A 13,439-nucleotide genomic window follows, 5' to 3' on the forward strand; every position below is an offset into this window, starting at 1 on the left:
CAGTTATTCAGTCCAGTGGCGGCACGGGAAGACCGCGTTTGGCGTAGAAGGATTCGACGAAGTCGGCCAATTTACCCTGTCCGATAGCCTCGCGCAAACCAGCCATGACCCGCTGATAATGGCGCAAGTTATGGATGGTATTGAGCATACTGCCGAGCATTTCCCCGCACTTGTCCAAGTGATGCAGATAAGCCCTGGAGAAGTGTTTGCAGGTGTAACAGTCGCAGGTCGGATCCAGCGGTGAATCGTCGAGCTTGTGCACGGCATTGCGGATCTTGACCACACCGGTATCGACGAACAGGTGGCCGTTACGCGCATTACGCGTCGGCATCACGCAGTCGAACATGTCCACGCCACGGCGCACACCCTCGACCAGATCCTCCGGCTTGCCCACGCCCATCAGGTAGCGCGGCTTGTCGGCCGGCATGTGCGGCGGCAGGAAGTCCAGCACGCGGATCATCTCTTCCTTCGGCTCGCCTACCGACAACCCGCCTATGGCCAGGCCGTCGAAGCCGATCTCGCAAAGCCCTTCGAGCGAGCGCATGCGCAGTTCTTCATGCATGCCGCCCTGGACGATGCCGAACAACGCTGCCGTGCTTTCGCCATGAGCAGCCTTGGAACGCTTGGCCCAGCGCAGCGACAACTCCATGGAACGTTTGGCCACATCGAACTCGGCAGGGTAAGGCGTGCACTCGTCGAAGATCATCACGATGTCCGAGCCCAGGTCGCGCTGCACCTGCATCGACTCCTCCGGCCCCATGAACACCTTGGCGCCATCGACCGGCGAGGCGAAGTACACGCCCTCCTCCTTGATCTTGCGCATGGCGCCGAGGCTGAACACCTGGAAACCACCGGAGTCGGTGAGGATAGGCCCCTGCCACTGCATGAAATCGTGCAAGTCGCCATGTTTCTTGATCACTTCCATGCCCGGGCGCAGCCACAGGTGGAACGTGTTGCCGAGAATGATCTGCGCGCCGATGGCCTCGATATCACGCGGCAACATGCCCTTGACCGTGCCATAGGTGCCCACCGGCATGAAGGCCGGTGTTTCCACCACGCCGCGCGGGAAGGTCAGGCGGCCACGGCGGGCCTTGCCGTCGGTGGCGAGCAATTCGAAGGACATACGACAGGTGCGCGACATGCTCAAACCTCGGGCCCGCGCGCGGCGGGATTGCGGGTGATGAACATGGCATCACCGTAACTGAAGAAGCGATAACCCTGCGCCACCGCCTCGCGGTAGGCCGCCATGGTCTCGGAATAACCGGCAAAGGCCGACACCAGCATCAGCAGGGTCGACTCGGGCAGGTGAAAGTTGGTCACCAGGGCATCGACCACATGAAACGGCCGCCCCGGATAGATGAAGATGTCGGTATCGCCACTGAACGGCTTCAACTCGCCATCGCGCGCAGCCGTTTCCAGCGAACGCACACTGGTGGTTCCCACCGCCACCACCCGTCCACCACGCGCCCGGCAGGCGGCCACGGCATCGACGACGTCCTGGCCGACCTCCAGCCACTCGCTGTGCATGTGGTGATCTTCGATCCGCTCGACACGCACAGGCTGGAAGGTCCCGGCACCGACATGCAGGGTCACGAATGCGGTGTCCACGCCCTTGGCACGAATCGCAGCCAGCAATTCGTCATCGAAGTGCAGCCCGGCAGTAGGGGCGGCCACCGCACCGGCTTTCTCGGCATAGACGGTCTGATAGCGCTCACGATCCGCCTCGTCGTCGGGGCGATCTATATAAGGAGGCAACGGCATATGGCCGACACGTTCGAGCAACGCCAATACCGGCTCGGCAAAGCGCAGCTCGAATAGCGCATCGTGGCGCGTGACCATCTCGGCCTCGCCACCACCCTCGATGAGAATCTGCGAACCAGGCTTGGGGGATTTGCTGGAGCGCACATGGGCCAGCACGCGATATTGATCGAGCACGCGCTCGACCAGCACTTCCAGCTTGCCGCCCGATGCCTTTTGCCCGAACAAGCGCGCCGGAATCACCCGCGTATTGTTGAACACCATCAGGTCGCCGGCACGCAATTGCCCGAGCAGATCGGTGAACTGGCCATGGCGAAGCTCGCCGCTCGGCCCATCCAATTGCAACAGGCGACTGGCACGGCGCTCGGCCAGGGGATGACGGGCGATCAACTGTTCGGGAAGATCGAAGTGGAAATCGGCAACACGCATGATTCGGAGGGGGTATTTCTGCAGGGTGGCAAAGCTTACCGGATTTCCCCTTCCCCGGCCACGTGAGCCTGCGGTGCGTGCCGGGCAACGATACGCGCCAGGGTGCCATCGCGCTGCAAGGCCACTACAGCGGCATTGAACGCCGCCAATCGTTCAGCCAATGATGGATGCAAACGCAACCGCAGTTGCGAGCGATTGATTACCGGCCCCTCCTCCACGCGCCAGCGTGGCGCCTGCACTTGCGCGCCCTCATGCTGCAGGTAGCGCCATTCCAAGCGATCCAGAATGCCAGCCTCGCTATGCCCCTGAGCAACCCGGTAGATCAAGGCGCGGACATCGGCACCATCGTTACGCTGAAAATACTCACTGCCGGCATACCCATAACCTCGCACCGTGGCAATGGAACGGCCACGCAAATCCTCGAGATGCCGATAAGGAAAGCGCCTACCGGGTGCGAAAATCAGTATCTCCTCCGCTTCCAGCACGGGCACCGTCCACAGCGAACTCTCAGCTTGCTCGGCGGAACCGCGCCAGCTCTTGCTCACGCAACATTCGATCTGCAGCAGGCCTTCACGAAAGAGCTTCTGGGTACGCAGCGGTGGCAGAGGGTGACTGGCCTGCAACGCCTCTGGCAATCGCTCGTCCAGAGCAAGCATGAACTCATGCAGAATGCCGCTGACTCGCTCATCCTCGACGATCCAGTAAGGCACCCAGCTTTCGTCCGTCACGGCATAGGTCAGGGTGCCGGCCTGGGAGGCAGGGACCAGCAGCAAAACCGTGATGATCGCCCGGCAAAAGACGTTGAACACACCCTCTCCCCTTCCATGACGGCTCCGATACACCGATATAAACACCGGACTCGGCACTGCTGATGACAGACGCGATTCTAGCGCCAACCGCCCGAGCGCCGAGGCAATAAAAGCGGGATACGGCCAGTTGCGCCATTGGCACTTGGTATATGGATTCATTAACAGATAACGCCGATTGACCGACGCGAGGTCGATCCCTATACTGCGCCGCCATTGTGCCCCGGTGGCGGAATCGGTAGACGCGGCGGATTCAAAATCCGTTTTCGAAAGGAGTGGGAGTTCGAGTCTCCCCCGGGGCACCACAATTAAAAGCCCGCAAGACATTGGTCTTGCGGGCTTTTTTCGTATCGGCGAGAACCACCTGATCGATTGTTGCAACTTTATGGCCGCGGCGGGTTCTCGGTGCCTCGGTAAGCCCCGTAATACCTGGCCGGCGACGGTGCGGGCAGGGGTTGGCAATTGCGTAAAAGTTAGCGTAGAGTTATCCAACTGTTTGCATGGGTCGCTGTGAATCGTGACTCAGGTGCGGCAGATCATTTAGATCCGCTACATCCCGCTCGACTTCTATTACTCTTTGCAACCAGTCTCAGCCCTCTAACAATAAGCGATAGAGGCTGTCATCAACTCTAGTTTCAAGGAAAAAGACATGTCGAATCGTCAGAACGGTACCGTCAAGTGGTTTAACGACGAGAAAGGTTTTGGTTTTATCACTCCCGAGAGCGGTCCGGATCTGTTCGTGCACTTCCGCGCGATCGAAGGCAACGGCTTCAAGAGCCTGAAAGAAGGCCAGAAAGTCAGCTTCGTAGCTGTGCAAGGTCAAAAAGGCATGCAGGCTGACCAGGTTCAAGTCCTGGGCTAATTCGCCGCTGCTTTGAAGAACCCCTGATCACTATCAGGGGTTTTTTTATGCATGCAGAAAAGTCGCGGTTAGAATGGCCCGCTCTATCGTCACAGCGAGCCCGTCATGCCAAGACACACGCTACGCCCGCAGGGAGACTTTCCCACGGCAGGGCTGATCCGTCGCCTAGCGGCAATCTTCTATGATTTTCTGCTCGGCGTAGCCTTGATCATGGTGGTCACTCTGATCTACCAGCAAGGCATTCTGCGCCTGATCCATGGCGGCGATACGCTACGGGCAATGGCCGAGGCCGGCGCGCTGGACAATGATCCGGTATTGGCCAGCCTGGTTCTGCTGAGTCTCTTCGGCTTCTTCGCCAAGTTCTGGACGCACAACGGCCAGACGCTGGGCATGCAGGCGTGGGGGCTACGCATCCAGAATGCCGACGGCAGTGCCATCGATCTATGGCAGGCCCTGCTCCGCTTCGTCGTATCCATCGGCTCATGGCTGTTCGCCGGGCTGGGTTTCATCTGGATGCTCTGGGACAAACAGCACCGCACCTGGCACGACATCTATTCCGATAGCCGAGTGGTGCAGTTGCCGAAGAATATCCACAAGAAGTGAGCCCTGACGCTCACCATCAGAATCGCGGACAATAAAAAGCCGGCTGCAGAGCCGGCTTTTTCATTGCTTCGATATCAGCCCGCTCGACGCAGTAACCAGACCCCGGCCAGCGCACATATACCTGCCGGCACCAACACCGCAAGCAACGGCGAGAAGCCGAACACCAGGCTGGATGGCCCGAGCAGATCCTGGGCGATGCGGAACACGAAGCCCACCAGCACGCCAGTGAACACCCGCTGCCCCAAGGTAACCGAGCGCAACGGGCCGAAGATGAAGGAAATCGCCATCAACACCAGGGCGGCCGTCACCAACGGTTGCAGCAACTTGGTCCAGAAGGCCAGCCAATAGCGCGCATTGTTCAATCCCTGCTCGCTCAGGTAGTGGATGTACTGCCACAACCCGGTAACCGAGAGCGCCTCGGGCTCCATCACCACGGTGCCGAGCAGTTCTGGATTGAGTTCGATATCCCAGCGCTCTTCAGGCTGCTTGACCACTTCGGAGTGGTCTTCATGCAGGAAGGTGGTCTGCACGTTACGCAGCATCCACTGCCCGTCACGGAATTCGGCTCGACGCGCAAAACTGGCAACTTGCAGGCGACGCTCATCATCGAAACGGTAGCGCGTCACCCCAAGCAGCACGCCATTGGGCTGCACGGCGTTGATGTGTACGTATTCCTGCCCCTGACGATGCCACATCCCGCGCTTGGAGCTCTGCGCGGCACCGCCACCCTGCGCCAGAGCGCGGTCGGCCTGAGCCTGATTCTCGGTGAGAGGGGCGACGTATTCGCCGATCAGGATGCCCGCCAGCATCAGCACCAGCATGGGTTTCATCACCGACCAGACGATGCGCCCGATGGAGACGCCTGCCGCGCGCATGATGGTCAGCTCGCTGTTGCTGGCCAGGGTGCCGAGACCGATCAGGCAGCCGATCAGCGCTGCCATCGGCAGCATCTCGTAAGCGCGGCGCGGTGCGGTCAGCAGGATGTACCAGAGCGCCTGAGCCAGACCGTAATCGCCCTTGTTCAGATCACCCAGTTCGTCGATGAAGGCAAACAGCAGCGCCAGGCCGAGGATGATGCCCAGCACCGCGAGAATGGCAAAGAAAACCTGGGTGCCGATGTAGCGATCCAACTTAGCCATGGGCCACCTCCGACACACGACGGCTAGCCCACCACAGGCTCAGGCGCTCCCAGTACAACAGCAGCAAACCTATACTCAGGAAGATGCCATGCACCCACCACAGGCCAAGCGCAGGGGATAACCGCCCTTTGTCGAGCGCACCACGGGCCGCGATCAGCAGGCCCAGATAGGCCATATAGAGGAAGATTGCCGGCAACAGCTTGAGGAAGCGCCCCTGCCGCGGATTGACCTTGGACAGCGGCACAGCCAGCAGGGTGACCACAAATACCAGCAACGGGATCGACAGACGCCATTGCAACTCGGCCTGCATGCGCGGGTCGTCGCTGCCGAACAGTTCGCGAGTCGGCATTGCTTCGCGCTCGCTGGCTTCGACGGCCACTTCCGGCTTGGGCAGCAGGACACCATAGGTGTCGTAACGAATGGCGCGGTAATCAGCCTCCCCCGGCTCGCCGTCATAGCGGTAGCCGTTTTCCAGAATCAGATAGCGACTGCCATCGGCCTGGATTTCCTGGCGCCCGCTTTCGGCCACCAGCACGGTGATGCCGCGCTCGGTGCCGCTGCTGGCGGCAAGGCGCTTCTCGGACATGAACACACCGCGCAGCTCGCTGCGATCCGCCGACAATTCCTGTGAATAGGTGACTCGCGAACCGTCTTTCATCGACTGGAAGCGCCCTGGCACCAAGGTGTCGAGTTCAGTCAGGGCATCCTGCTCATTGAGAATGCGCGCCACGCTGGCCACGCCTTGCGGCGCCAGGCCCAGACTGAGCCAGCCGACCAGCAGTGCGACGATCAATGCCGGCGCCATGCTGTAAACGGTCAGACGCTGCTGACTGACGCCGGTGGCTGACAGCACGGTCATTTCGCTGTCCAGATAAAGCCGGCCATATGCCAGGAGGAAGCCGAGGAACAGCCCGAGCGGCAGAATCAGCTGCAGAAAGCCCGGGATCCGGTAGCCCATGATCAAGAACAGTACACCCGGGTCGAGCACGCCCTGCGCAGCCTGAGCCAGGTACTTGATGAAACGGCCGCTCATGATGATCACCAACAGCACGGCGCTTACCGCGCTGAGGGTTACCAGCACTTCACGGGAAAGATAACGGAAGACGATCAAACCGGACGCTCCAGGGTTGTCAGGCTCAGGCACGAGCGCTCAAACTAGCCGCACCTACTTGCCGGCCCACCTTAAGGTGGACCCTCGAAAAATGGCGGCCATTATCCGTCAAACCCGACTCTTTGTCTTGGGGACAGCTCATATGGAATTCCTCGTCAAAACTACCCGTCCGGAAACCCTGAAGACCGCCACCCTGGTCGTCGCCATCGGCGAAGGCCGCAAGCTGGGCGAGGTGGCCAAGGCCGTGGACGCTGCCAGCGGCGGAGCCTTGTCGGCCGTTCTCAAGCGCGGCGATATCGCCGGCAAACCGGGCCAGACCTTACTCCTGCACAGCCTGCCAGGCCTCAAGGCCGAGCGTGTGCTGCTGGTAGGCAGCGGCAAGGGCGACCTATCCGACCGTCAACTGCGCAAATTGGTTGCAGGTGTGCACGGCGTACTCAAGGGCCTGGGCGGCAGCGACGCGCTGCTGGCTCTGGGCGAACTCAAGGTCAAGGGCCGCGATGCCTACGGCAAGACCCGCCTGATTGTCGAAACCCTGGCCGATGGCACTTACCTGTTCGAGCAATTCAAGAGCAAGAAAGCCGACCCTCGCGCACTGAAGAAAATCACCCTGTTCGTCGACAAAGCCGAGCTGGCCGATGCCGAGCGTGGCCTGCAGCATGCCCGCGCCATCGCCAGCGGCGTGGCCTTCACCAAAGACCTGGGCAACCTGCCGCCGAATCTCTGCCACCCCAGCTACCTGGCCGAAGAGGCCAAGGCCCTGGGCAAGGCGCACAAGAACCTCAAGGTCGAGATCCTCGACGAGAAGAAACTCAAGGAGCTCGGCGCCGGTGCCTTCCTCGCCGTGGCCCAGGGCAGCGAGCAGCCGCCACGCATGATCGTCATGCACTACCAGGGCGGCAAGAAGGACGACAAGCCTTTCGCCCTGGTCGGTAAAGGCATCACCTTCGACACCGGCGGCATCAGCATCAAGCCGGCGGCCAGCATGGACGAGATGAAGTACGACATGTGCGGCGCTGCCAGCGTGTTCGGCACTCTCAAGGCCGTGCTGGAGCTGCAACTGCCGATCAACCTGGTCTGCCTGCTGGCCTGCGCCGAGAACATGCCCAGCGGCCGTGCGACCCGTCCTGGCGACATCGTCACCACCATGAGCGGACAGACCGTGGAAATCCTCAACACCGACGCCGAAGGCCGTCTGGTGCTGTGTGACACCCTGACTTACGCCGAGCGCTTCAAGCCGCAGGCGGTGATCGACATCGCCACCCTCACCGGCGCCTGCATCGTCGCTCTGGGCAGCAATGTCTCCGGCCTGATGGGCAACAACGACGCGCTGATCAAGCAGATCCTCAAGGCTGGCGAAACCGCCGACGACCGTGCCTGGCAACTGCCGCTGTACGACGAGTACCAGGAGCAGCTGGACAGCCCATTCGCCGACATCGCCAACATTGGTGGGCCAAAGGCCGGCACCATCACCGCCGGTTGCTTCCTGTCGCGCTTTGCCAAGGAATTCCACTGGGCACACCTGGATATCGCCGGTACCGCCTGGATCAGTGGCGGCAAGGACAAGGGCGGCACCGGCCGCCCCGTCCCGATGCTGACCCAGTACCTGCTGGATCGCGCCAAGGCCTGACGCCACCGACCTGTAGGAGCGAATTCATTCGCGAATGAATTCGCTCCTACAGCACCGCCCTACTCCTGGTATCGCAATGCCCAGAATCGAGTTCTACGTCCTCTCCTCCAGCGACGCCCAGGGCCGCCTGCGCGCCGCCTGCCAGCTGGCTCTGAAAGCCTGGAATGCTGGCATGCCGGTGTTCGTGCGCGGCAGCGACGAGGCGCAGTGTGACGAACTCGACGAGATGCTCTGGCAATTCAAGGCTGAGCGTTTCGTGCCTCATGACCTGCACCGTGACGCCCCGCTGTCGCCGGTGGTCGTGGGCATCGATGAAGTGCCCAGCACCGAACAGGGTGTCTTGATCAACCTGGGCAGCAGCCTGTCGCCCAATGTCGAGCGTTTTGCCCGCGTCATCGAGATCGTCAACCAGCAGCCTGAACTGCTGAACGCCTGTCGCGAGAATTTCCGCAGCTATCGCCAGCGCGGGTATGATCCCAAGCGCGTCGAACTTTAGCGCCTGCTGATGCTCACAACACAGGCCACCCCTGCCCTTCTTCTCGCTGTGCCGACCGCCATGGACACCCCCAAACCTCCGCAAAAACCTGCTCAGCTGCTGCACGACCTGGAATCGATCCGCGAACTGCTGGGCGACGACAGCCACGAGCCACCATTGCTGATCGACTCGCTCGACCCGGACAGCATCCCGGTGCTTTCCGATATCGTCAGTGCGCCACCCGGCCCGCCTCCGCCGTTCAACGTGGCACCGGCGGCACGCCACGCCTCAGCTCCAGCACCAATCAGCCAGCCGACGCCGAGCCCTGTGCGCGCCAACCTACAGCCACGCCTGCATGACAGCACCCGCGAACTGCAACAACTCGATGGCGAACTGCGCGCTGCGGCGCAATTGATATTGCAGGATGTGATCGACGACTTCGTGCCGCAGATCGAAGCCGAACTCAAGCGCCGTCTCGAAGCCCGCCTGCCGCGCCTGCTGCCTCCACGCAAATCCTGACCGCAGGATACGGCGCACCAAGGCAACCAACGAACCGCTGGTGCGCGCGGCGCACCCTACGAATGCCGCGCCCTCACCCTTACGCCGTCAGCCCTATCCCCGCTATACTTGCCGGCTTTTCCGATCAGCCGTCAAAGGGTCCCGCCGCGCATGGACAAGACCTACCAGCCGCACGCCATTGAAACTGCCCTGTACCAGAACTGGGAAGCCAAGGGTTACTTCGCCCCGCAGGGCTCGGGCGAGCCCTACACCATCATGATCCCGCCGCCGAACGTCACCGGCAGCCTGCACATGGGCCACGGCTTCAACAACTCGATCATGGACTGCCTGATCCGCTTCCGCCGCATGCAGGGGCGCAACACCCTGTGGCAGCCGGGCACCGACCACGCGGGCATCGCCACGCAGATGGTGGTCGAGCGCCAGCTGGCCGCCGACGGCATCGGTCGCCATGACCTGGGTCGCGAGAAATTCCTGGAAAAGGTCTGGGAATGGAAAGAGCAGTCCGGCGGCACCATTACCCGCCAGATTCGTCGTCTGGGCAGTTCGGTTGACTGGTCGCGCGAGCGCTTCACCATGGACGAAGGTCTGTCCGAGGCAGTCAAGGAAGCGTTCGTGCGCCTGCACGAAGACGGCCTGATCTACCGCGGCAAGCGTCTGGTCAACTGGGACACCAAGTTCCACACCGCCATTTCCGACCTCGAAGTGGAGAACCACGACGAGAAAGGCAGCCTGTGGAACCTGCGCTACCCGCTAGCCGACGGCAACAAGACCGCTGACGGCAAAGACTACCTGATCGTCGCCACCACCCGCCCGGAAACCATGCTCGGCGACAGCGCCGTGGCCGTGCACCCGGAAGACGAACGCTACAAGGCGCTGATCGGCACCTTCGTCGAACTGCCGCTGCTGGGCCGCCGCATCCCGATCATCGCCGACGACTATTGCGACCCCGAGTTCGGCACCGGCTGCGTGAAGATCACCCCGGCGCATGACTTCAACGACTACGAAGTCGGCAAACGCCACAACCTGCCGCTGATCAACATCTTCGACAAGAACGCCGCCGTGCTGGCTCAAGCCCAGGTGTTCAACATCGACGGCAGCGTCAACGGCGAGATCGACGGCAGCCTGCCGGCCGAGTACGCCGGCCTCGACCGCTTCGTCGCACGCAAGCAGATCGTCGCCGCCTTCGACGCCGCCGGCCTGCTGGAAAAAATCGAAGATCACGCCCTGAAAGTGCCGAAAGGCGACCGCTCCGGCACCGTGATCGAGCCGTGGCTGACCGACCAATGGTACGTCTCCACCAAGCCGCTGGCCGAGAAAGCCATCGCCGTGGTCGAGAGCGGCGAGATCCAGTTCGTGCCCAAGCAGTACGAGAACATGTACTTCAGCTGGATGCGCGACATCCAGGACTGGTGCATCAGCCGTCAGCTGTGGTGGGGCCACCGCATTCCAGCCTGGTACGACGATGCCGGCAACGTCTACGTCGGTCGCGACGAGGCTGAGGTTCGCGCCAAGCACAACCTCGGCGATGCCAACCTGCGCCAGGACGAAGACGTGCTCGACACCTGGTTCAGCTCCGGCCTGTGGACTTTCTCCACCCTCGGTTGGCCGCAGCAGACCGATTTCCTCAAGACCTTCCACCCCACCGACGTGCTGGTCACCGGCTTCGACATCATCTTCTTCTGGGTCGCCCGGATGATCATGCTGTCGACCCACCTGACCGGACAGATCCCGTTCAAGACCGTCTACGTGCACGGCCTGGTGCGCGACGGTCAGGGGCAGAAGATGTCCAAGTCCAAGGGCAACGTGCTCGACCCGCTGGACATCGTCGACGGCATCGACCTCGAATCGCTGGTAGCCAAGCGCACCAGCGGCATGATGCAGCCCAAGTTGGCCGAGAAGATCGCCAAGCAGACCCGCGCCGAGTTCCCCGACGGCATCGCCGCCTACGGCACCGACGCGCTGCGCTTCACCAACCTGGCGCTGGCCTCCACCGGCCGCGACATCAAGTTCGACATGGGCCGCGTCGAGGGTTACCGCAACTTCTGCAACAAGCTGTGGAACGCTGCCAACTTCGTCATCGAGAACACCGATGGCCAGGACACCGGCATCCATGGCGAAGCCGTCGACCTGTCGCCAGTCGACCGCTGGATCATCTCCGCCCTGCAGCGCTGCGAGCAGGACGTGACCCGCCACCTCGATGCCTTCCGCTTCGACCTGGCCGCGCAAGCCCTGTACGAGTTCATCTGGGACGAGTACTGCGCCTGGTACCTGGAGCTGGTCAAGCCGGTGCTGTGGGACGAGAACGCACCGCTCGAGCGTCAGCGCGGCACCCGCCGCACCCTGGTGCGCGTGCTGGAAGTGATCCTGCGCCTGGCGCACCCGTTCATGCCCTTCATCACCGAAGAAATCTGGCAGCGCATCAAGAGCCAGGCCGGCATCAGCGGCGAGACCATCATGCTGCAGCCCTGGCCGGTGGCCAATGAAAGCCGCATCGACCCGGCCGCCGAAGGCGACATCGAGTGGGTCAAGCAATTGATGCTCGGCGTACGCCAGATCCGTGGCGAGATGAAAATCTCCATGGCCAAGCGCATCGACATCATCGTCGCCAACGCCAACGACGCGGATCTGCGCCGCCTGGCCGACTTCGAGCCGCTGCTCAGCAAGCTGGCCAAGCTGGAATCGGTTCGCGTGCTGGCCGCGGGTGAAGAGGCGCCAATGTCCGCCACCGCCCTGGTCGGCGAGATGCAGGTACTGGTGCCGATGGCAGGCCTGATCGACAAGGACGCTGAACTGGCGCGCCTGGACAAGGAAATCACCCGCCTGCAAGGCGAAGTACAACGTGTGGGCGGCAAGCTGGCCAACGAAGGCTTCGTCGCCAAGGCTCCGGCCGAAGTGCTGGAAAAGGAACGCGCCAAGTTGGCCGAGGCCGAGCAGGCACTGGCCAAGCTGGTAGAACAACGCGAGAAGATCGCCAATCTGTAAGAACCCGGACGGCGCGCCCCACGAAGGCGCGCCGCCGCATATTCGCCACATACCCGGGCATACCTCCCGGCAGGAGATAGCAATGCTGCAGATCGCCAAACATCGCTGGCTGCCCCTGGCTGCCCTGACACTGGCCCTGGGTGCTCCCGGCGCCAGCATCGCCGCTGAACAGAAATCCGTGGCCGTCACTGCCATCGTCGAACACCCGGCGCTGGACTCGGTGCGCGACGGCATCAAGGCCGCCCTCGAAGAAGGCGGCTATCGCGAAGGCGAGAACCTCAAGTGGCAGTATCAGAGTGCCCAGGGCAACACGGGCACCGCTGCGCAGATCGCCCGCAAGTTCATCGGTGACCGTCCGGATGTGATCGTCGGCATTGCCACGCCGTCGGCACAGGCGCTGGTCGCCTCGACCAAGAGCACGCCGATCCTGTTCAGCGCCGTCACCGATCCGGTCGAAGCGCAGCTGGTACGCAACTGGGAAGCCTCCGGCAGCAATGTCAGCGGTGTTTCCGATCTGCTCGAACTGGACAAGCAGATGGAGCTGATCAAGCGCGTACTGCCGGACGCCAAGCGCGTCGGCATGGTCTACAACCCCGGCGAGGCCAACTCGGCTGTCGTGGTTCGCCGTCTCAAGGAACTGCTGCCGAGCATGGGCATGACCCTGGTCGAAGCCGCCGCACCGCGCTCGGTCGACGTCGGCTCCGCGGCCCGCAGCCTGGTCGGCAAGGTTGACGTGATCTACACCAACACCGACAACAACGTGGTCTCGGCCTACGAGTCGCTGGTCAAGGTCGGTAACGACACCCGCACCCCGCTGATCGCCTCCGACACCGACAGCGTCAAACGCGGCGCCATCGCGGCGCTGGGCCTGGACTACTTCGAACATGGCAAGCAGACCGGCCGCATGGTGCTGCGCGTGCTGAACGGCGAGAAGCCCGGCGACATCAAGCCGGAAACCAGCGAAAACCTCAGCCTGTTCCTCAACCCGGCCGCTGCCGAGCGTCAGGGCGTCACCCTGAGCCAGGAGCTGCTGGACTCGGCGGCTGAAATCATCGAGTAAGCTGTACGGGTGTAACTGAGCGCGCCGCGGCAAAGCGCTCACCGTGATAGACGGTGGGCGCTGCC

The 13,439-nt window shown here is 62.3% G+C and carries 12 protein-coding genes and 1 tRNA gene; 8 read left to right on the forward strand and 5 right to left on the reverse strand.

Annotated features, from left to right (window positions below):
• Positions 1 to 7: 7 nt before the first annotated feature.
• From tgt to HS968_RS20145, 3 genes are read right to left on the reverse strand one after another with little or no spacing between them, the layout of a single operon-like run.
• A complete protein-coding gene (gene tgt / locus HS968_RS20135) occupies positions 8 to 1,123 on the reverse strand; it encodes a tRNA guanosine(34) transglycosylase Tgt (RefSeq protein ID WP_179625148.1) in 1,116 nt (371 codons plus the stop codon).
• 20 nt (positions 1,124 to 1,143) lie between these two features.
• Positions 1,144 to 2,187 carry a tRNA preQ1(34) S-adenosylmethionine ribosyltransferase-isomerase QueA gene (gene queA, locus HS968_RS20140; protein ID WP_182368409.1) on the reverse strand — a complete coding sequence of 348 codons (1,044 nt, stop codon included), beginning with the start codon at positions 2,185 to 2,187 and terminating at the stop codon, positions 1,144 to 1,146.
• 35 nt (positions 2,188 to 2,222) lie between these two features.
• The gene (locus HS968_RS20145; protein ID WP_182368410.1) at positions 2,223 to 2,996 is read right to left on the reverse strand and encodes a substrate-binding periplasmic protein; all 774 of its coding nucleotides are present in this window, start codon (positions 2,994 to 2,996) and stop codon (positions 2,223 to 2,225) included.
• A 217-nt stretch (positions 2,997 to 3,213) separates the two neighbouring features.
• Between HS968_RS20145 and HS968_RS20150 the strand changes: the two genes are divergently transcribed.
• The 3 genes from HS968_RS20150 to HS968_RS20160 all read left to right on the forward strand — a co-directional run bounded on the left by HS968_RS20150 (position 3,214) and on the right by HS968_RS20160 (position 4,458).
• Positions 3,214 to 3,298 (forward strand) — tRNA-Leu (locus tag HS968_RS20150).
• A gap of 344 nt (positions 3,299 to 3,642) precedes the next feature.
• Entirely contained in the window at positions 3,643 to 3,855 is a 213-nt protein-coding gene (locus tag HS968_RS20155) for a cold-shock protein (RefSeq protein WP_003459665.1), read from the forward strand.
• Between the two features lie 105 nt (positions 3,856 to 3,960).
• Positions 3,961 to 4,458, forward strand: coding sequence for an RDD family protein (locus HS968_RS20160; protein WP_106736908.1), 498 nt, complete (start codon positions 3,961 to 3,963; stop codon positions 4,456 to 4,458).
• Positions 4,459 to 4,532: 74 nt separating this feature from the next.
• Here the strand turns inward: HS968_RS20160 and lptG are convergent, their stop codons facing one another.
• Together lptG and lptF are read right to left on the reverse strand one after the other, a co-directional pair.
• Positions 4,533 to 5,597 carry an LPS export ABC transporter permease LptG gene (gene lptG / locus HS968_RS20165; RefSeq protein WP_182368412.1) on the reverse strand — a complete coding sequence of 355 codons (1,065 nt, stop codon included), beginning with the start codon at positions 5,595 to 5,597 and terminating at the stop codon, positions 4,533 to 4,535.
• Positions 5,590 to 6,708: an LPS export ABC transporter permease LptF gene (gene lptF / locus HS968_RS20170; RefSeq protein WP_182371660.1), complete on the reverse strand. Its 1,119-nt coding sequence runs from the start codon at positions 6,706 to 6,708 to the stop codon at positions 5,590 to 5,592. Before lptF ends, lptG begins: the two co-directional genes overlap by 8 nt.
• A gap of 142 nt (positions 6,709 to 6,850) precedes the next feature.
• On the opposite strand from lptF, the gene HS968_RS20175 reads away from it, so the two are divergent.
• From HS968_RS20175 to HS968_RS20195, 5 genes are all read left to right on the forward strand, one after another.
• Positions 6,851 to 8,338 carry a leucyl aminopeptidase gene (locus HS968_RS20175; RefSeq protein WP_182368413.1) on the forward strand — a complete coding sequence of 496 codons (1,488 nt, stop codon included), beginning with the start codon at positions 6,851 to 6,853 and terminating at the stop codon, positions 8,336 to 8,338.
• A gap of 76 nt (positions 8,339 to 8,414) precedes the next feature.
• The gene (locus HS968_RS20180; RefSeq protein WP_182368414.1) at positions 8,415 to 8,834 is read left to right on the forward strand and encodes a DNA polymerase III subunit chi; all 420 of its coding nucleotides are present in this window, start codon (positions 8,415 to 8,417) and stop codon (positions 8,832 to 8,834) included.
• A gap of 60 nt (positions 8,835 to 8,894) precedes the next feature.
• Positions 8,895 to 9,332 carry a DNA polymerase III subunit chi gene (locus tag HS968_RS20185; RefSeq protein ID WP_182368415.1) on the forward strand — a complete coding sequence of 146 codons (438 nt, stop codon included), beginning with the start codon at positions 8,895 to 8,897 and terminating at the stop codon, positions 9,330 to 9,332.
• A 150-nt stretch (positions 9,333 to 9,482) separates the two neighbouring features.
• A complete protein-coding gene (locus HS968_RS20190; protein ID WP_182368417.1) occupies positions 9,483 to 12,314 on the forward strand; it encodes a valine--tRNA ligase in 2,832 nt (943 codons plus the stop codon).
• A gap of 82 nt (positions 12,315 to 12,396) precedes the next feature.
• Entirely contained in the window at positions 12,397 to 13,374 is a 978-nt protein-coding gene (locus HS968_RS20195) for an ABC transporter substrate-binding protein (protein ID WP_182368418.1), read from the forward strand.
• Positions 13,375 to 13,439: the final 65 nt, after the last annotated feature.

Source organism: Pseudomonas berkeleyensis, from assembly GCF_014109765.1.
Classification (GTDB): Bacteria; Pseudomonadota; Gammaproteobacteria; order Pseudomonadales; family Pseudomonadaceae; genus Aquipseudomonas; species Aquipseudomonas berkeleyensis.